Source organism: Tardiphaga sp., assembly GCF_041424195.1.
Classification (GTDB): Bacteria; Pseudomonadota; Alphaproteobacteria; order Rhizobiales; family Xanthobacteraceae; genus Tardiphaga.
Window position 1 is genome coordinate 1 of record NZ_JBGMOE010000028.1, and the last position, 17,738, is coordinate 17,738.

Consider the following 17,738-nt stretch of genomic DNA (forward strand, 5'->3'; position numbering starts at 1 on the left):
TCCCCCAACTGGGTGACGCCGCGCGGCCGTGCCCCATGTTTGCAACAGAGCCCAACGCTGATACCGGGGATGACGATGCGCCGGGCGCGTAGTTCGCCCAGCAGTCGGTCGAGCAGAATGCGCCCATCAACGATGGGCATGGCTTCGGTCGCAAGCCACACGGTCATCGAAGTGCGAACCGGCTGGCTCAGATCGGTAAACCCAAACCGGGCTTTGATGGCGGCAAGCTGATCGTAGCGGGTCGGTGTACGCCGCGCGAAGTCGGCGATGACGCCCGCATCAACCCCAACCTGGTCGGCGATATGGTCGAGCATGATCGCAGGCAACAGCTCGCCGGCGCGCAGATGTCGTCCTGGATAGCGCAGACAGCAGAGTTGCAGGGCATAGCTCAGCCGGGTCGCTGGAGTGCGTGCGCTACCGATCGCCGACATGTCTTCGGCGTCGAGGCCATGATGTCGCACAACCATCGTTTCGGTATCGGGCAGCGCCAGCAGTGCGGCGCGCTGCCGCTCGGTCATTGGAATGCGTGCGGGCATGTTTGATCCTCCAAAAACCTCTTGCCTTTTGCTCACTTAATGAAAGAGGATTGTGAAAGGCAGAAGGCGGCGGAAACCCGTCACTCCTGTTTCTGCCTCCGGATACGGCCGTTTGTGAAAGAGACCGGATGACGCGCGAACCCTATCTGATCGGCTATGCCCGCGTGTCGAAGGGCGACGACCAATCGAATGCGGCACAACGCCGCGCGCTCGATGCAGTTGGCTGTAAGCGGGTATTCGAGGAGACCGCCAGCGGTGGTCGATGGGACCGGCCGAAGCTCCTGGAGATGATTGGCCAGTTGCGCGACGGCGACGTGGTGGTTGTCTGGAAGCTGGACCGGCTGTCGCGCAGCCTTAAGGACATGCTGCACATCATGGAACGGATCGAGCTGGCTGGGGCGGGCTTCCGCTCGTTGACCGAGGCGATCGACACCACCACGGCCGCGGGGCGCATGATGATGCAGATGGTCGGCAGCTTTGCCGAGTTCGAGCGCGCGATGATCCGCGAGCGCACCAGCGCCGGGCTCGCCCAAGCCCGTGCAGAGGGGAGGATTGGTGGACGCCGGCGCAAGCTTGGAGAAAAGCAGCGCCGCGAAATCGCCGAGTCCGTCGCGTCCGGCCGTAAGTCCGGTGCTGAGATGGCGCGGCTTTATGGTGTTAGCGAACCAACTGTCTCGCGCATCGTGGCCGCGCACCGGCAGAGCATGGAAGTGGGATCCGCGTAGGCTCGCGAATCGCAATGTTTATTGGCTCGATCTGCATCTCGGGAAGAACCAGGAAAATTGGTGCCGAAGCCAAATCGAGGGCACACAGTACGGGAGGGAGGAGCCCCGATCTTAGCCATGAAATGAGCTGTTGCTCTTTGGCGATGTCACGGGAAAGAGGGCGTCCTCCCAAAGCCGAGATGCCCAAAATATGAAACACCTGATGCTGCTCTTCAGCTTGTTCCTGGCGCTTCCGGCGCATGCTCAGTCCGCTGAGAACGACGTGGATATCTTCCTCAAAGAGAAGATGCGCCAAGAGCAAATCCCGGCGCTGCAGGTTGCCGTCATCCGTCACGGCAGAGTCATCAAGACTGCTGCCTATGGGATCGCCAACGTTGAGAACGGGGTGCCCGTCTCGCAGGAGAGCATCTTCTCGATCAACTCCTGCACCAAGGCGTTCACTGGTGTCGCGATCATGCAACTGGTGGAGGCGGGCAAACTTAAATTGGGTGACCCGATATCAAAATACCTCGACGATTTGCCGCAGGCCTGGAAGGCAGTTACGATCAAGCAGGTGCTCGCGCATGTTTCCGGACTGCCGAACATCATCGACAATAAGGAAAACCTGATCGGGGATGGCAGCGAAGCTTCTGCGTGGGCTACCGTCAAGACGCTTCCGATGGAATTTAAGACTGGCGAACGCTTCCGCTATAACCAGACTGGCTACGTCATTATCGGTAAGATCATCGACAAGCTGAGCGGCGAGCCCTTCGCCAGGTTCATTGAGGAAAGGCAGTTCAAGCCCGCCGGAATGGTCCACACCCGGTTCGGCGATTCTTCCGACGTTGTTTCACATTCGGCAGGCGGCTATTCCTACCTCCAGAACGTCGATGGCGTGTGGAAGAAGAGTGACAAGCTCTCGGCAATTTACGTCTCTTTTGCCCCCTATTTCCGGACAGCGGCGGGAATATTGTCGACGTCGAGCGACATCGCGAACTGGCTGGTAGCGCTTCAGTCTGGCAAGCTGCTCAAAGATAAGTCGAGCCTTGATGCGCTATGGACCTCGGCCGTCCTGAACGACGGCACGACGGGCGGCATGAGCGCTCTGCTGAACGGATCTGGGTTGGGTTGGCCGGTGACAACCCGGACGGAGCATCCTGCGGCGGCGCCGATCGGCGGTATGCGCTCGACCTTCTTCGTCTATCCGAAAGACGATCTCTCCGTTGTCATCCTGACTAACCTGCAAGGCGCAAATCCTGAGAATTTCGCCGACGAGGTCGCCGCCTACTACATTCCAGACATGCATGAATCCAACGGGTTCGGCCTCTCTCCGGCGCTCAAGACACTGCGCGCAGCATTGCTCGACCGCGGATTTGAACACGCGTCCCAGGTCGTGGCCAATCTCAAGGCTCAAAACCCTTCGTTCCGGCCGAAGGAAGACGAGCTGAACGCCTGGGGATACAAGCTCTTAGAACAACATAAACCTGTCCAGGCCGTGGCGATTTTGCGGCTAAACACCCTACTTTTTACCAACAGCTGGAATGCCTACGACAGTCTGGCCGAAATCCTCGAAGACACTGGAAATCGACCGGGGGCAATCGAGAATTATGCCCGTTCCCTGCAACTCAATCCCGGAAACAGCCATGCAGTAGAACACCTTCACAAGTTGCGAAACGAATGACCTCTGCCGTTGGTATCGAGGCGGAGCCATCGTCTCCCAGCGGTCAGTCTAAGGGATTGCAGTAAGGGCTGCGGGCCGCGCTTTCCGGGCACTGCCGAAGCGGCGATCCGGGCTACCGTGAATCTGTGTCCGAATAATGCACAGGGGCCCCTAAGGAGAGTTCGACATGTCGGCATTCGCCGAGGCTTTCGAGGGTGCAGCCGCTACCTCACTCAGTTTTGATCACAACCATGAAAGGAGTTCGATCCCAGTTTAGATAGCCGGGTCAGAATGCCCCCTCTGGCCCGTCTTGCCGGCATCAGTGCCGTTACATTCGGAGAGCGATGCCGGAAACCGCCCTGGTCGCCGCCACCCCTGTCGGCGGCCGGGGCCTTCCTGTTGTCACCATCGCGCGATAGCCAAACCCGGTGAGACCCGAATCAGCGACATGGAGCTCCAGCAATGACGAACAAGACTGCAGCTCCTTCGACTGACTTTCGCCGACAAGCCATCCTGCAAATTCCTCCTCGAGCAGCTCCGGCGATCTGCCGGAGGATTGACGGGATCAGCAATCCCCCGGCAGCAGCGGTGCCAGCGGGACTGCCAGGAGCGAGGAGGGCGGTCGCGTTGTAGTTGACCAGCAGGAACATTCCTCCGCCGCAGTCACCCAGCACCCCGCACAGCCGATGAATTCACCCGCCATCTCTCGGATCTTTCATGAAGCGCTGGTCGATTGCATGGCGCACGCACGACCGCCGTCAATCGACGAGCTCGAAGCCATGGCAGCTAGAATCTGGAACGACATGCGCGGCGATTCGCCTCTGCCCCCTTGGCATGACGTGGTGCCCGGTTCCCCTGATCATAGCCGAATGAGGTGTGCGGCGCGCGCAGCACTCGGTGTGGTGTCGGTGGAAGGCGCTCAGGATCGCTGTGGCCCTGTTTCACGGCAGCACCGGAAGATTGTCTAAATTGGGAAACCGGTAAAGCATCCCCCGACCTGGTGATGCGAGCGAGGCATATGCCGACCTACCGCCGCTCGGCGCGCCATTGTTCCAAAGCGTGAGCGTAGCAACCGGTCTGGCCACCGGAACCCACGACCGAGCAGCTGTTGGGCCGCGCTGCGCGTGAAGCATCGTCAAGCGTATGTACACGGCTCGCCCAACTTTGTGCAGGAGGCCGATATTTGACTTCGCGCAGTTCCTTTGGAATCCGATAGCGCTCGCTTTCGGGCTCGCGACCGCACACCACGATATCGCCATCGTTGCTTGCCGGACAAGGCTCATTCCCGTAGACGATCAACGAGACCAGACGCTCCGGCGGCGACCGATCATTGGCGGCGTGTGCAACGCTCGAACTTGCAAGGATAAGCGCCGGCAAAATCCCTGAGGCGGCGATGCGTTTGAAAAGACGGCCTCGACTAAACGCGCATTCGACGAGCGAAGCCGTCTGTCGTTCTGGGAGAGTCGTCATGTTTCACTCCTCTAAGTCGGCGGCTCAAGGCCGGCCGTCCAAGTGGAATGTCCGCCTTGGCGGTATCATGACTCTGAGCCCTCGGTGAATTCGCTGTCACGCCATGCCGCTGTCGCTCCCACGGCCCGATTGGGTCACGCTTAATGTTCGGGGGAGCCCTCGCCGTCTTGATCAGCGGTCGAGTTCTTTTTCCTGGTGAGGGTTCGACTTTAAACGCCGCGTCGATGGCGGGCTGAAGCCGGATCGCCGCGATATCCTCCCCGGCCTTATTAAGGAGCGCCAATGCCATCCGCATGAGATTGATGGCTACCGTCACAGATCCACCGGCACCCGCCATGTGTTCGTCTCCTGACATAGAGCAAACCCGATTCTCGATTGTTGGTAGAGCAAATGTTCCAGATGGCAGCACCGCTGAAGGAACTTGCCCTGCAAAAGCTAATGCAACCAACAACTCCCATGTGTGGATTCCGCTAACCGCAAGACACCGCGCTCGTCGGTCCCATGCAAGGCGAACGGATCTAATGCAGGCTCATGCTACAAAGATCTGATCAGCAGTCGTCGCGATTGTGACAAGGATTTAATCTTCGCTTCAGACGGCAGCACGGCGATCGCCGCATTCTGGGGACCGCTCGCGGGGCCGCAACTCCCCTCGACATCCAACTGAGGGACAATAACGCCACAGCTATAGAACAGAGGGGACGATCCGGGGCTGCCGGCCCTTTTCAAGGATCGTGACACAATAAAACGAAGCCTAAAGGCCCGCTCTGATTCTATGCGTAGAGCGCCGCAGCGCTCGGCGCCGTCGGCCCCGGTCCCGATCGACGGGACCGGGGCCTCTGGCTGCGCATTAGTGGCGAGACGAAAGGATTATCGACCTGAACGCGCAGCTCCCGCCAAGATGATCGGAAATTCGCAGCTCGATCTTTGCCTGCCCTCGGCGGTCGTGATTGATTTCATGCGCGTGGACGATGCCATGTGCTCGCTGCCCAGAAAATGCCATCCCGCGCATCGTTGGAGCGAGCAGGGGAGCAGGGTACGAGTTGGCCGCAGGCTCTCCATATGACCGGTCGCGCCAAGGGCTCCGGAACCAGTGAGATGTCCGGATGTTACAGCGCACCCGTCGAGCCGCCGGTTCGTCGATGGGGCACAGCCGTCGGGTCAGCGGGCATTCGGCGTGTCCCGGCACCCTGTTTTCGAGACGCAGAGGAGACCGATGGCGAAGATGTCACCTTCGACCCCGAAGGCCTGAAAGATGGCAAAACGTGCAGCACGATTTGGACTCGCAGTCGTCGGCTTCATGGCGGCGGTCGGAGGCGGAATGACGCTGCTGCCCACGGTCCCACCGAAGACCCCGCCAGCGCCGCCTCGCGACCGCCTGGGCATCGTCAGCGCGCCACCAGAGGTGAGCGCCCGGGCAGGCGGAGTACTTATTTCCAAGGTTCGCCGTGGCGGACCGGCTTCTTCCGCCGGCCTTATGAGGGGCGATGTGGTTGTCGAACTCGCAGGCGAGCGCATCCAGCTGCGCGAGAATCTCGTACGCGTCATCGCGGCGACGCCGCCCGGCAGCTTCGTGCCAATCTCCTACAGACGGCGCGACGAGACGCTGTTGACTGTCATGCGCCTACCTTAGCACGGCGATGGCAAGTCGCCGGGACCGTCACGATCGCCCGAGCGGCAAGTCGACCCATATGTTCCGCGCCGTGCTGAGCAGAAAGCCTACTCCCCTATCTCTTGGGAAGACGTGTCTCACGCCGGGCGTGTTCAACTCAAACCAAGAACAGGACCATCGACCCATGCGTCTCCGTCTTCTCCATGTGTTCGCGGCATCGATCCTTCCGCTGATCATCACAGCCTGCAACTCGCGCTCACCAGGACAGGAATTGTCAAACGCCGACGCGTCGGTGGCGGCGGCCAACGTGCAGCTGCCACCGGCAATTATCGGAGGACATACCTATCGCTGCGCGGACAACAGCGTCATCGCGGTCGATTTCTTGAAAGGCGGCGAGATCGCGATCCTGCGTTCTCCCGAGCGCTCGCAACAGCTTCGCATGACGGCCCCCGTCGCAGGCGAACCCTTCTTCGCTGACGGCTATGTCGTCAGTGGCAGCGGCCCAAGGATCGGTTTCCAGCGGCCCGGCGAACCCCACCAGGAATGCAAAGGTTAGCCGCTTATGAGCCACGATGTCCCGACGCCTCACCCCATCCGCGGCGACAGCCGCCTATGGCTAACGTACAACAAAGGCGGCACTGTAAATCGAGCGTCGGTGACGCTGACAGCTGTTGCGCTGTGCACAGGCTTGCTCCTTGTCGGAGAGGCTAAAGCCGACACGCTGCGTCAGGCTTTGGAGAAGGCGTATCGCACCAATCCCAGCCTAACCGCTGCGCGCGCGGGACAGCGTGCGACGGACGAGGGCGTTCCGATCGCGAAAGCCGCTGCACGGCCCGCGCTGAGTGCGACCGCAGACTATCAGGAATTTGTGGTCCGATCCGCCAATAGCTTCGTCTCGCCCTTCAGGGCGGCGAACGCCGGGGTAAATCTCTCCATGCCCGTCTTTCAAGGCGGTGCCGTCCGAAACTCGATCCGAGCGGCAGACGCCCGGGTGGATGCCGGCCGAGAAGGCCTCCGCGCAACTGAGTCGGATGTGTTTACCGCAGTAGTAGCAGCCTATGTCGACGTGCTCCGCGATGACGCCATCGTCGATCTCAACAAGGGCAATGTCAGGGTTCTGGAGCAGAATGTCCAGGCGTCGCGCGACCGCTTCGAGGTCGGCGACCTGACCCGCACCGATGTTGCGCAGTCGGAGGCGCGTTTGGCGACGGCGCAGGGCCAGCTCGAGACCGCCCTCGCGCAGCTCGACGCGAGCGTCGAGAATTATCTGCGATTTGTCGGCTCTCCGCCTGAGAATCTCCAGCCGCCTCCACCCCTGCCGGATTTCCCTGCCACGGCAGACCAGGCCGTCGATATAGCGGTCGCCGAAAACCCGCAATTGCTCGCTGGGAAAGCGCAGAGTTACGCGGCGCGATACGACGTTCGCGTCGCCGCGGCATCGCGACTGCCAAAGGTTTCCTTAGTCGCCAACAGCAATTACAACAACTATCTTGGCACGCTTGGAAGCAGCGTGCCCGGGCGCTTGTTCAGCCAAGCGCAGCGCACAGCGACTTTAGGAATTTCCGCCACCATCCCGCTCTACCAAGGGGGCGCGCCAGCCGCACGGGTTCGGCAGGCCCAGGCTCTCGAAAGTCAATCACTCGAACAGATCGTGCAGATCGAGCGCGGCGTGGTAGCGCAGGCGCGTGCCGCATTCTCGCGTTATCTTGCCACCCAAGCCGTCATCAAGTCCGCCGAGGTGGCGGTGACGGCAAATGAGCTGGCGCTGGAGGGCGTGCGGGCCGAAAACAGTGTCGGAAATCGCACCGTGCTCGAGGTCCTCAATGCCGAGCAGGAATTGCTCAACAGCCGCGTGCAGCTCGTCACCGCTCGGCGCGATGCCTATGTCGCGGGGTTTGCTTTGCGCGCCGCGATGGGGCGGGCAGAAGCGAAAGATCTCGGCCTGTTCGGTGGCTCCTTATACGATCCGACCCTCGACTATAGCCGGGTTCCCAATCGGGCATCCAATTATGGGCCTCGTGAGGATCCGTCGATCGAAGACGAACCAGAGCCGCGACCGACTCCCCAATCCGGCGATTCGCCAAGGGCGAATTAATGATTTCCAACTTCGCAATAAGCGGCGACGATAAGGGGTGCTGAACGCGCGCGTTGACCGATCGAGTTTCCCCCGCTGGAATCGTGAACCCGCGTTGGCGAGCCCCGATCTGTCAGCGAAAGCCCCATGACCATTGCATGGCGGCAGGACGATTTTTGCGCGTCACGGGCTGGCAGCGCGATTGGACCGTTTCGCCTGCTCATCGAGATGCGCTCCGGAAGCCGCGCTTCCCTTGCCACCACGGTTGCCGTTCGTCTCGCAGAAGTGCGGCATTGGGGCTCCGAATGCCAGCCGTGGCATGATCGTAATTGACGGAGTGACAAGCTGAGAGGCCATGGTGTTTCTCCAAAGCAGCGAGGTAAGCATCGCTGTCAAAGAAATATGCCATGGCCGGGTACGCAGCTACTTGGCGCCGGGATTACATCGAATACAGCGAGAAGATGCGTTGTTAGTTCACCTCAACGCGCGGCTTTCTTTCCATTCGATGAAACCGATTTAACCCCCGTATCAGGTACCGGAAACCAAGGTGGCCCAACATCGTGGATCACTGGCTTCGGGCAGGCCGGGCATTGCCTTTAGCGGAGGTATCCACGATGCTGGGTCGTCTTATTCTATTTGTGGTGGCCCTTATCGTATTTGGGGCGGCCATCACCTCGATAGACGCCGCCAATGCCGGTCCGCGAGACCCATTGAGCGGCGTTGCCCGGAATTCGACAACCCATCGGTCTTTGCGGGGCATCCGACGTTCGGCCGTCGACAATCGCCGCGACACCATGCGCTGCACGCCGAGCGGACCGAAAAATATGATGGCGTGCCGCCGCGACGAGCGCGCTGGGGCGAAATCTTCGCTCAAGCGATCGTCTCTGGATGGCCGACGGTAGGGTCGAGATTTCTACTCGAAACAGCGTTTGGTCGGTTTCCTCCCCTATAGGCGCGGCGCCGGCCGAGCCGCGGCGAAACTCTGCTCCTCAATTCGAACATGATGGCTTCCAACCTGGCTTCAAAACCAAGTAACCCGGCCAACTGCTCTTCCCGACATCTGAGCTCCGGCCAGGCGGCGGCCTGAAAGGCCCGCTCGGCAGCCAAGAAAGGAAAAATCGTGGACAATGCCGAACTGGTCGACCGTCTTCGACGCATTGAGCAGCAGATTGGCGAAATCAGAGAGCTGGTTAAAAGCGGGCACTCGAAGGCTGACATTCTCGTCGCCGTCCATGCCGCACGCGAGGTGCTCGCCTGGTTCGGAAGTGCAGTAATCGGCGATGGTATCACCGAGGAGCTGGCCACGACCGCGGCATCGGAGGACCTAAACATGCGCAGCCAGCGTCTCGAGGCACTTCTCGACCTCCTACCCTACGTTGCTTTGTGATTTGCCGGCAATCTACAACCCTATCCACAGTGCGGGACCGCGAGCAGCGTCGTCCGCGCCACAGCTGGCATGAAGCCGATATTACAACGATTACAGCTTTGGCTCTTTAGTTGCACCGCGCTCATCCTGAGCGCAGAATGCAACTAGTCCATTATGGACTGGAGCCGGAGGCTCACATGTTGGCGCACATCATCAAGCTTTCGCTCGGGCCCGCGACGCTGCTCATAGTTGGAGGCTGCGCGACCTACCCGCCGCCGAGTCAGTCCTATGCCTATTTCGTGGTACCCTGCTCGACACCAGGAGCATTCCGGGCCGAACCGGTGAACATGGCGCCGCAAGTCGGCTCGCCACAGGGGATGCCACCCGCAGCCGCCACGCAGCCTGGCGCAGGACCGTCCCCGGCGGGCGCGGCGCCGACCTGCTTGATCGCCGCGCCGATGTCGCGCGGCGGCTACGCAAGGGGGTATTATGGCGGTGGCGGGTATTACGATCCCTATTACTATCGATACGGCGGTTACGGCCCACCATTTTACGGCTCCATCGGCATAGGCCTCCATGGTGGCGGCCACGGCTACGGTGGGCATGGCGGCTTTGGCCACGGTGGTGGCGGTCACGGTGGGGGAGGGCATGGAGGACATCCTGGCCATTAAGCGAGATCCTCAGCTCGCCGCCCGCCCACTTTGCAGAGCAATGTGCCAACCTTCCGGTGAAGGCGGCGTGACGCCACTCGCACCGATCGCCTGCCCAGCGGCCCTCAAGGGAGGATGAGTTTGCCAAGGTTCGGCACCGCTCATTGTCAGTCCCTGCCGCGTGCCCGATGCCACAGACCGAAAGCTGGAAGCCATGCCACCACTGCACCCCGCGATTGTTCATTTTCCAGTAGCGCTGGCGGTTACGTCGGTTGCGAGCGACACGGCAGGCGCTCTGCTTGCGATACGATCGCTGAACAGCGTGGGCGAGTGGACGATCGCGATCGCGGCCGGCGGGGCTGCTCTGGCTGTCGCCGCCGGATATCGCGACATGCGGCGAGATGCGCTTAAAGCCCGGACCCATGCAATGGTGCATCTGCATCTTCGCTTCGGCTGGGCGGTGCTGATAGCACTAATTGCTTTGGCTGCCTGGCGCTGGACAGCGACCCTGCCCGGTGCGATCTATCTCGGGCTCGGCTGGCTCACAGTCGCACTAGTGCTCTTGCAAGCCTGGCTCGGCGGTGAACTGGTTTACGCACACGGGGCGGGGGTCGCTGCCACCGGTCAAGGTCAGCTCGCAGCAAGCGAAGCTCAGCTTCCATCCATCAGGCTGTATCGCCGATTAATGGGCACCGACCCGGCTGGACATGGTGAGCACGAGAGCGATTGAGCAAAGAAGGGCGGCCCGGGAAACGACCGTCTCAACTTGATGAGCAACTCCTCCGATCGCTATCCCGTCGCAATTTGCGAGGGCCGATCGGGCAATCCTTGCTCTACGCCATGGCGACTATTGTCGCCGCTCCCAACGGGCTCTGCCGCGCTTCTCTATTCTATAAGCAGCTGCTCGACCACCAATCTCCCCGAGCAGCAGGAAACCCACAAGATAAAGATCGGATCGCACCATGTTCTCTGTTCTCAGGAAAAACCATGCAGCCAGGCCAACACCGATAACGCCGACCAGGAATCGCGCCATTTCCGCTTGGCGCACATACGAGCGCTCGCCAGGTGGCTCCCTCTCAGCCATCACTACCTTTCAGATGGCTGTCGTCCAGGACTTTCGCTCTCCCAGCCTTTGGCGTGAATTTCATTTGACCAAGCTCGCCAACGGGCGGCCAACCGACAGCTCCAAGGCAGCGGTTTGTTCCGCGATCCATTGATCGAGACTGATGACCACGATTTGTTTATCGAAGAGGCTCTGATGCATCGCACTTGCGCTTGGCGCCGTCAAATCGCCTCGCCGAACCGCAAGATCGCTCGCTGCCACCAACTCCTGGAGCGGCGGTATCTGCCGCTCGGTCTCATCCCTTTGCCTGCGGGCCAAGGCCAGCCCATCAACTAACATGGCGATGTCGGCCCGGGTCGCGAACTCTCGCGCGGTGTATTCGGTCCGGAGTTGATCACGTGGTGCCTGCGCCACGGCGAGCCCGCCCCGGTTTCGGTTCCAGAGCGGGACCACGAAGTTGATCGCGGGACCGATCGTTTGATTCAACGCCGTGTCTTGCGCTCGATTGATCGTCAAATTGAGCCTGGGAAACTGATCGAGCACCGCAATGTGGACATTGGCTTCCTGGCTCGCATACCCTGCTTCCAAAGCGCCCAAGTCCAAGCGATCGAATTTCGCGTGCTGGAAAAGGTCGTCCGGGTTCCATAACACATTGCTCACGATGCCCGGCGCGATAGCTAAGCGGGTGGCGGGAACCAAGCCGAGCAGTCTGTTGAGATCAAGGCGCGCCGCCGACAGATCGCGCTCGGCTTGCCGCAGACGCTCGGTCGCCAGCGCCGCGGCGAGCCGGCGTGTTTCGAGGATCGCGCCGCTGATATCGCCGCGGTCGGCGGCACGCGCCACTCTAGCCAGTATGTCATCCTGATCCGCCTTTGCCGCGCTCGCGATTTCGACGGTCCTGGAGAGCCCGGAGATGCGCGCCGCGAGGAGCTTCGCCTGAGCGGCGACCTGCCATTCTTGCCATGCGATATCGCGACGCAGCCGTTCCCTGCTCGCACGTGCTCCGGCCATCACAGCCCGTCGATCGCGCAGCGCCGCGAGATCATACGCCACTTGCCCGGCCAGAGCGTCGAAAGGATCCGGCCCTGAAAGTCGTCGATCATGGAAGAAACTGAGCACGGGATCTGGGAGAAGCCTTGCCGCCAGTAACTCGGCGGACGCCACGCCTTCTCGTTTCCGCGCAGCCTGCAACTCTGGATTTGCAACGACCGCCAGGATCGCCAACGCATCTGGCGGCAACGGCTTGGCGAAGTCTATCTGCAGCGGCGCGAGCACAGGGTGGTCGAGATGTGCTGCGGCGTTTGCGAGCACCGTTGGTTCCGGCTGTCGCAATACGGCTTGCGTTTCGGGCTGGAGAGGGTCCGGATGGTATGTCGAACACCCTGTCAGGCCTAGTACCAGAAGAGCCCCGAGTTCCCTTACACGGTCGCTTCTCAAGAAAGTTCGGGAGATCGAATCGTCTTCCGAGCGCTTGCGTGCAGAACGTCCGATCGAAAGAGCTAGGCAACCTCGCTTAGATCGATCTGGCTTCTCACCTGAACCCGCTCCCACAGCCATTGGCCATTACCTCGGTCCCGAGTAAATGAAGCGGCCCAAGTCTAATTTGAGGCCAGACCGTTGCGCGCCCAACCAGGATTGTTTTGAGATGACGCGCGGACCGCATCATGATCGGCCCGTTACAACCGTTTAATGTAGCCGCGCCCCAAGCGACCAGCCTGGTGCCTCGCTATCATTACTAGAGCAGAGTAAGCGCGTTGCCCCATCGGGCGCGCGGGGAAAGCCCGTCTTGGCCGGTCCGCGTGAAGCGCTGCCCAGACCACCCGCGACCATCTCCGTCAATCGACCGCCAGGTCGCCTTCTTCGTTGTCGGCCGAGGGATGAGCCAGTCTAGCGCGTAATACGGAAGAGAGAGCTGCGCGGGCGCTGTGGAAGGGGTGAGATGAGCACGAAGGATGCCTTGGCGTTGCGTCCGATTTGTGGACCGCCACGGCGGCAGCATCGGGCGAACCGCAGCTGAAAATCGAGCGGATGGGCAGGCGAGCTTCTCGCGGCGATGCGAACAATTCCATTTTCCGCTGCATTTTTACCCGTCTGACCAGCTGAGACCAGCCGCAGCCCATTCGACCGCCGGCACACATCGCCGGCTTCTCAGATAACAGTTCGCTCAATCTTCAACAGGAGCTTCGGGAATGTCTGTTTCGGGCGGGAACGAGCTGGCATTCCACAACGCCGTTGGCCCCAAGCCTTATATCCGGACGCATAACGCGATCCGCGGCTGCGCCGCGATCGGCGTGTTCTGCTATCATCTCCAGTTGGAGAAAACCTATCGGATCCCGCTGGGGCTTATCGCTCCGCTCGTTACACGCGGTTATGTGTGGGTAGACCTCTTCTTCATCCTTAGCGGCTTTGTCATGAGCCTTACTTATCAGCAAGCGCTTAGTTACGCCGACGGCCGCTCGTTTCGGGCATTTATATCGGCCCGGATCGCACGTATCTTTCCCCTTCACCTCTTTGCGCTGGGGTATCTCGCGGCGCTAATCATCGGTGTAGAAGCCATTGCGTCGATAGCTGGGCGTCAGCCGCATTGGGCGGCGCTGACGGGGCATGATTTCCACAACCTGGGACTGCAGGCCGCACTCGTGCAAATTTGGGATGCGAAAGCAACGATGAGCTGGAACATTCCTTCCTGGTCGCTCAGCGCTGAGATGCACGTTTACCTGGTGCTCCCGTTTATCGCGGTCGCGCTCCGCATGGCGCCACGTCTCACGCTCGCGGTTCTTGCGTTGGTCGTGTCCGCCATTTACGCTGGTCTCCTCATCCACTATCGAAGCCTCGACATCCTCACCCCCGTCGCATTGCTGCGCTGCTTTGCGGGATTCACGCTCGGCGTGATCATCCAGCAGCACCGTAGAGCCCTAGCGGGCCTGTCGGATCGTTCCCTGACAGTAATGCAGGGCATGGCGGCGACAGCGACCGTCGCGATCCTGTTATCGCCGCTGCACGACGTGTGGGTTATTCTACCTTTCGCCTTACTGGTCGCGGCAACATCCCCGGACCGTGGCTTTCTCTGTCGTTTGCTGGCAGGTGGATGGCAGCAGCGGCTGGGCGACACCTCCTATTCCATCTATCTACTGAACTTCCCGGTTCTGATCACCGCGGGCACAATCTGGCCGAAGATTCAGCCGTTGCTGGGACGTCTCAATGTCGAAGCGGGCAAGATCATATGGATGGCCCTTCTGTTGGCGATACTCCTGGCACTGTCACGGCTTAGCTTTCGCTATATCGAACAGCCGCTCCGGAAAAAGACGTTCAACGCCTTGGTCGGAAAGCGTCCGTACCGATCCGCGCCCGCCCGCACAGGCTGAATCTCGAAACCTGGTGTTGAGCTGGAAGGAGGGGGCTGCCAAAAGCGCGACGGCAAAGAGTCCCGCGTAAGGAGCTCCCGCGTCGATTGTCGCGTACAGTGCGGGTCACCTCAATCGAGGCCATTCGGGTCTTCCACGGCCGTGAGCAAGCGCTGGCCGCACGCCCTTCAATCAACCTTGTCTCTGTACTGAGCCGCACGCTCAACGATTGCCAGCATGTTCCGGGCGGCTTCGATTGTTAGCCGGTGCGGTGTCGCCCCCGGCCGTGGCGATATGTACCTCGCCATCTCCCGAGCCAGATCGGACCGATCGTCTGGCGCTCCAGCCAGCAGCGCCACGACGAGATTCTCAAGCGCGATCAGCCGAACACGGATGTTGGCTTCTTCGGCGTCGCCGATCTCTCCGGCGACGGTGGAAGCATCTGGTGGATCGGACCAACCAATCTCCGATCCGCCCTCATTCTCCCACCGCCCGATAGCGCGCCGGTGCATCTCGGCACGCGCGGCATCAAACTTGTCGTTCTCGACCATTTCACTTGGCGCCTCAACCGAGCGCGAAAGCCTGTCGTGAAGGGGATGATTGTTTGAGCTGCTTTTTGACACCGTCGTACCGCCTGTCTCGAAAAGGGCGGGCTGCTCCAGAAAGCTACACTTCGCCGCCCATGGCGTCCGCCCAACCTGGCGATCACCCTTATCACCATTCAGCCGGACTAAACACCGAGAGATGGCTGATCGGTGCAGGGGTTCGCACGGCCTCCAGGCTGCGCCGGACGGCGCATGAAATTGCGCGTGCCGCGACTGTGACGTTGCTGGAAATCGAAAGGCCGCTAGGGTCGGAGCTGCCGACCCGTTAGCTTCATGAATAGGTCGAATGTAGGAGGGACGCGGAAATGACGACCAAGAACGCATTGATGATGACGGTTTTATTGTCTTCGACCACTGCGTCCTGGGGACGCGATATCGGATCTCCTTCGGACGTCGCTGCGGTCAAATCCGTGCTCGCCAATTATCAGAGTGCCATCCAGAACCTCGACGTTCGGGGCACCGAGCAGCTGTTCGCCGCTGACTCCGTGATTTTCGAAACAGGCGGGAGTGAGGGAAGCTACACCGACTACCTCAAGCATCATCTCCAGCCTGAGCTTGGTGAGTTCAAATCCTTCAAGTTTTCGAACTATTCGGTCTCAGTCCGCGTGGAAGGGGCGATCGCTTTGGCAAGTGAAACCTACCACTACAGAATCGACCCCAAGGCCGGGAACCCGGTAGAAATGCAAGGTGTCGCCACCAGCGCGCTCAAGCGAGTTGGCGGGTCGTGGAAAATTGTCAGTATGCATAATTCGGGACGCCGAATCAAAGTCAAACCCTGACGCCGTCGACTCTGATTTAAGTACAGTCGCCCCTCGGTTCGACGAGGTCGCGCCGGATGCCGGCCCCAGGCCTTCGTCCCCGGGGGCACGGGGGAACCGCTCCATCCGGCACGCGCGCGACGCGTCGCACCGCTGGTGAAAGCGGGCAGGCAACAAGATCGGACACGCCGGTTCGATGCAGGCCGGGGCGCCGCTTTGTCGCGGAGCCTCACCACGGCGAGGCTCGTGTCGGGGAAGACCGTGTCCAGCCCCCGAACTCTTGCTCGCAGGCAACCCCCACCGCGCCGGTAAGAAGGCCGTTTTTTGACAGCGCCAATGTCGATCGAACGGCATAAATGATTGAACGAAGAGGCCGAATATCCTTCACCCGGCCAACCCCGGCGACCCGCCCATCTTTTTCACCTGAGCGCGCCGCCTTCGACGGTTCCGACAGCGAATCCACACCGCCGTGAAGTCATCCTTAACCATAAACGCGATAGCGATCGCCAGGTCTTATGGTGGGGGTAGCATGCAATTGACGACCACGTTGTTGTCATTCAACGGCGACATTGCGAGGGGGCTTCCAGGAGCGCTCGGCGTTCTCGCGGTGCTGACGTGGCCACATGTCAGGCGTATTGAACTCGCTGTCGCGATTCAGTTTGCGGGGGCCATCGCGTTCGGGACGTATTTTGCGCGCGGCGGGTCGTCTACTGCGGCGGCATGCTGCGCTATTTCGGCGGCGCAGCTGCTGGTCGCCGGCACCGTCCGCGATCGGATGCTCGTGCGCCTCCTCTTCGCCGAAAGCGCTGTCCTGCTCGTGCTCTTCGCCGTGTGCACGTGGAATGGGACACCGTCGGCGCTAGCCATGATGGGTGGCCTTTTTGGGACGCTAGCCCGTATGCAAAGCTCAACCGCGCGAATGAAAGCCGTATTCCTCGCTGCAGCACCGCTCTGGCTTGCTCACAATGTCGCCACCGGGAGTGTGTTTGGACTGGCGGTGGACGTCGTCTCGGTGGCAAGTAATGTTGTCGGCTTGCGCGCGAAGGCAAGATCGACATACCGGTCGCTACAGGAGCGACTATCCTCTCGAGCCTCCGCTGCGGCTGCCTTCGATCAGTCCTGTATCGGTCGCGCCGTACAGCAGCGATCATAGTGAAGCTTCAACTTTGATCGGAGCGCCGTCGCCCCGTCGATTCGCTTGCTCAGCAAAATCGGCGTATGCTCTTGCTCTCACCCACGGTGCGTGCGCTCAGCCAGCGCGTGGCGATGATTATTGGAAGCTGCTATGTCAGATGATCCTACCGCCGAGTATCACGCGAAGCGTGAAAGGCAGGAGCGCGAGCTTGCCGCGGCAGCGATCGATCCGGCGGTCCGTGGTATCCATCTTGCCTTGGCAGACCGATACGCGCGGCTTGTGAACGAAGCCGATCCTGTCCGATCACGCCTTTCACTGTTCCAGTGAGATCTGCATCGACGGTTTTGCAACAATGCGACACAGCGCACGCGAAAGTTTGTGGCTGCCCTCTGCGCGCTGGAGCGGGCGATAGGAGCGGGCGAAAAATAACGGAACGGGACGATCGTCGCGCGATGCGATGTTGTTCTGTCAAATAGCATCCGATCGGGCGCGGGTCGGCGACACGGAACAGCTCGGTCTCGGGCTGCACGAATGCGCCAAGGCTGACATTCTCGGATGTGACACGTCCCGCGATTGGGCTGGCGACGATCACGCCACGACCGTCGTGGGTGATGTTGGCAGCACCCGCCATCATACTCGCGCGGCGCGCCTCGGCCGCCGCCGACGCGGCTTCCGCCTGCGCCTGTTCAAGGTCCACCCGCGCCGAGAACTCCAGCACCGCGCTTCGTTCAAGTTAGGACGGTGCTACACCTACAATGCGAAGG

At 60.8% G+C, this 17,738-nt stretch carries 16 protein-coding genes; 12 read left to right on the top strand and 4 right to left on the bottom strand.

Features of this window, described 5'->3' with window-relative positions:
* On the bottom strand, positions 1–536 hold a 536-nt coding region (locus ACEK02_RS03560), incomplete at its 3' end, for a DUF4158 domain-containing protein (RefSeq protein ID WP_371420425.1).
* Positions 537–664: 128 nt separating this feature from the next.
* Here ACEK02_RS03560 and ACEK02_RS03565 point away from each other — a divergent pair.
* Together ACEK02_RS03565 and ACEK02_RS03570 are read left to right on the top strand one after the other, a co-directional pair.
* Entirely contained in the window at positions 665–1,261 is a 597-nt protein-coding gene (locus tag ACEK02_RS03565; RefSeq protein ID WP_371420426.1) for a recombinase family protein, read from the top strand.
* A gap of 202 nt (positions 1,262–1,463) precedes the next feature.
* The gene (locus tag ACEK02_RS03570; RefSeq protein WP_371420427.1) at positions 1,464–2,921 is read left to right on the top strand and encodes a serine hydrolase; all 1,458 of its coding nucleotides are present in this window, start codon (positions 1,464–1,466) and stop codon (positions 2,919–2,921) included.
* Positions 2,922–3,926: 1,005 nt separating this feature from the next.
* Here the strand turns inward: ACEK02_RS03570 and ACEK02_RS03575 are convergent.
* Complete coding sequence (locus ACEK02_RS03575; protein WP_371420428.1) at positions 3,927–4,370, bottom strand: hypothetical protein; 444 nt, start codon at positions 4,368–4,370, stop codon at positions 3,927–3,929.
* Between the two features lie 1,252 nt (positions 4,371–5,622).
* On the opposite strand from ACEK02_RS03575, the gene ACEK02_RS03580 reads away from it, so the two are divergent.
* The 6 genes from ACEK02_RS03580 (at position 5,623) to ACEK02_RS03605 (ending at position 10,799) form a co-directional block, all read left to right on the top strand.
* Entirely contained in the window at positions 5,623–6,000 is a 378-nt protein-coding gene (locus ACEK02_RS03580) for a PDZ domain-containing protein (RefSeq protein WP_371420429.1), read from the top strand.
* Between the two features lie 250 nt (positions 6,001–6,250).
* The gene (locus ACEK02_RS03585; protein WP_371420430.1) at positions 6,251–6,535 is read left to right on the top strand and encodes a hypothetical protein; all 285 of its coding nucleotides are present in this window, start codon (positions 6,251–6,253) and stop codon (positions 6,533–6,535) included.
* A gap of 99 nt (positions 6,536–6,634) precedes the next feature.
* Complete coding sequence (locus ACEK02_RS03590) at positions 6,635–8,074, top strand: TolC family outer membrane protein (RefSeq protein WP_371420431.1); 1,440 nt, start codon at positions 6,635–6,637, stop codon at positions 8,072–8,074.
* 1,099 nt (positions 8,075–9,173) lie between these two features.
* Positions 9,174–9,440, top strand: a complete 267-nt coding sequence (locus ACEK02_RS03595; protein WP_371420432.1) for a metal-sensing transcriptional repressor — start codon at positions 9,174–9,176, stop codon at positions 9,438–9,440.
* A gap of 176 nt (positions 9,441–9,616) precedes the next feature.
* The gene (locus ACEK02_RS03600; RefSeq protein WP_371420433.1) at positions 9,617–10,090 is read left to right on the top strand and encodes a hypothetical protein; all 474 of its coding nucleotides are present in this window, start codon (positions 9,617–9,619) and stop codon (positions 10,088–10,090) included.
* Positions 10,091–10,283: 193 nt separating this feature from the next.
* Complete coding sequence (locus ACEK02_RS03605) at positions 10,284–10,799, top strand: DUF2231 domain-containing protein (protein ID WP_371420434.1); 516 nt, start codon at positions 10,284–10,286, stop codon at positions 10,797–10,799.
* 414 nt (positions 10,800–11,213) lie between these two features.
* Here the strand turns inward: ACEK02_RS03605 and ACEK02_RS03610 are convergent, their stop codons facing one another.
* Positions 11,214–12,443 (bottom strand): TolC family protein, encoded by a 1,230-nt coding sequence (locus ACEK02_RS03610; protein ID WP_371420435.1) that lies wholly within the window; start codon positions 12,441–12,443, stop codon positions 11,214–11,216.
* 878 nt (positions 12,444–13,321) lie between these two features.
* Between ACEK02_RS03610 and ACEK02_RS03615 the strand changes: the two genes are divergently transcribed.
* Positions 13,322–14,497: an acyltransferase family protein gene (locus tag ACEK02_RS03615; protein ID WP_371420436.1), complete on the top strand. Its 1,176-nt coding sequence runs from the start codon at positions 13,322–13,324 to the stop codon at positions 14,495–14,497.
* A 167-nt stretch (positions 14,498–14,664) separates the two neighbouring features.
* Here ACEK02_RS03615 and ACEK02_RS03620 read toward each other — a convergent pair whose 3' ends face one another.
* Positions 14,665–15,027: a hypothetical protein gene (locus tag ACEK02_RS03620; protein ID WP_371420437.1), complete on the bottom strand. Its 363-nt coding sequence runs from the start codon at positions 15,025–15,027 to the stop codon at positions 14,665–14,667.
* A gap of 359 nt (positions 15,028–15,386) precedes the next feature.
* On the opposite strand from ACEK02_RS03620, the gene ACEK02_RS03625 reads away from it, so the two are divergent.
* The 3 genes from ACEK02_RS03625 to ACEK02_RS03635 form a co-directional block, all read left to right on the top strand.
* The gene (locus tag ACEK02_RS03625; RefSeq protein ID WP_371420438.1) at positions 15,387–15,860 is read left to right on the top strand and encodes a nuclear transport factor 2 family protein; all 474 of its coding nucleotides are present in this window, start codon (positions 15,387–15,389) and stop codon (positions 15,858–15,860) included.
* 508 nt (positions 15,861–16,368) lie between these two features.
* The gene (locus ACEK02_RS03630; RefSeq protein ID WP_371420439.1) at positions 16,369–16,992 is read left to right on the top strand and encodes a YgjV family protein; all 624 of its coding nucleotides are present in this window, start codon (positions 16,369–16,371) and stop codon (positions 16,990–16,992) included.
* Positions 16,993–17,431: 439 nt separating this feature from the next.
* Positions 17,432–17,738 (top strand): hypothetical protein (locus tag ACEK02_RS03635; RefSeq protein ID WP_371420440.1); only part of this gene is annotated, 307 nt, incomplete at its 3' end.

Coding starts and splice junctions, on each gene's coding strand:
- ACEK02_RS03575 (WP_371420428.1), bottom strand. CDS start 4,370: ATGACGACTCTCCCAGAACGACAGACGGCTTCGCTCGTCGAATGCGCG.
- ACEK02_RS03565 (WP_371420426.1), top strand. CDS start 665: ATGACGCGCGAACCCTATCTGATCGGCTATGCCCGCGTGTCGAAGGGC.
- ACEK02_RS03620 (WP_371420437.1), bottom strand. CDS start 15,027: ATGGTCGAGAACGACAAGTTTGATGCCGCGCGTGCCGAGATGCACCGG.
- ACEK02_RS03570 (WP_371420427.1), top strand. CDS start 1,464: ATGCTGCTCTTCAGCTTGTTCCTGGCGCTTCCGGCGCATGCTCAGTCC.
- ACEK02_RS03605 (WP_371420434.1), top strand. CDS start 10,284: ATGCCACCACTGCACCCCGCGATTGTTCATTTTCCAGTAGCGCTGGCG.
- ACEK02_RS03630 (WP_371420439.1), top strand. CDS start 16,369: ATGCAATTGACGACCACGTTGTTGTCATTCAACGGCGACATTGCGAGG.
- ACEK02_RS03600 (WP_371420433.1), top strand. CDS start 9,617: ATGTTGGCGCACATCATCAAGCTTTCGCTCGGGCCCGCGACGCTGCTC.
- ACEK02_RS03625 (WP_371420438.1), top strand. CDS start 15,387: ATGACGACCAAGAACGCATTGATGATGACGGTTTTATTGTCTTCGACC.
- ACEK02_RS03615 (WP_371420436.1), top strand. CDS start 13,322: ATGTCTGTTTCGGGCGGGAACGAGCTGGCATTCCACAACGCCGTTGGC.
- ACEK02_RS03580 (WP_371420429.1), top strand. CDS start 5,623: ATGGCAAAACGTGCAGCACGATTTGGACTCGCAGTCGTCGGCTTCATG.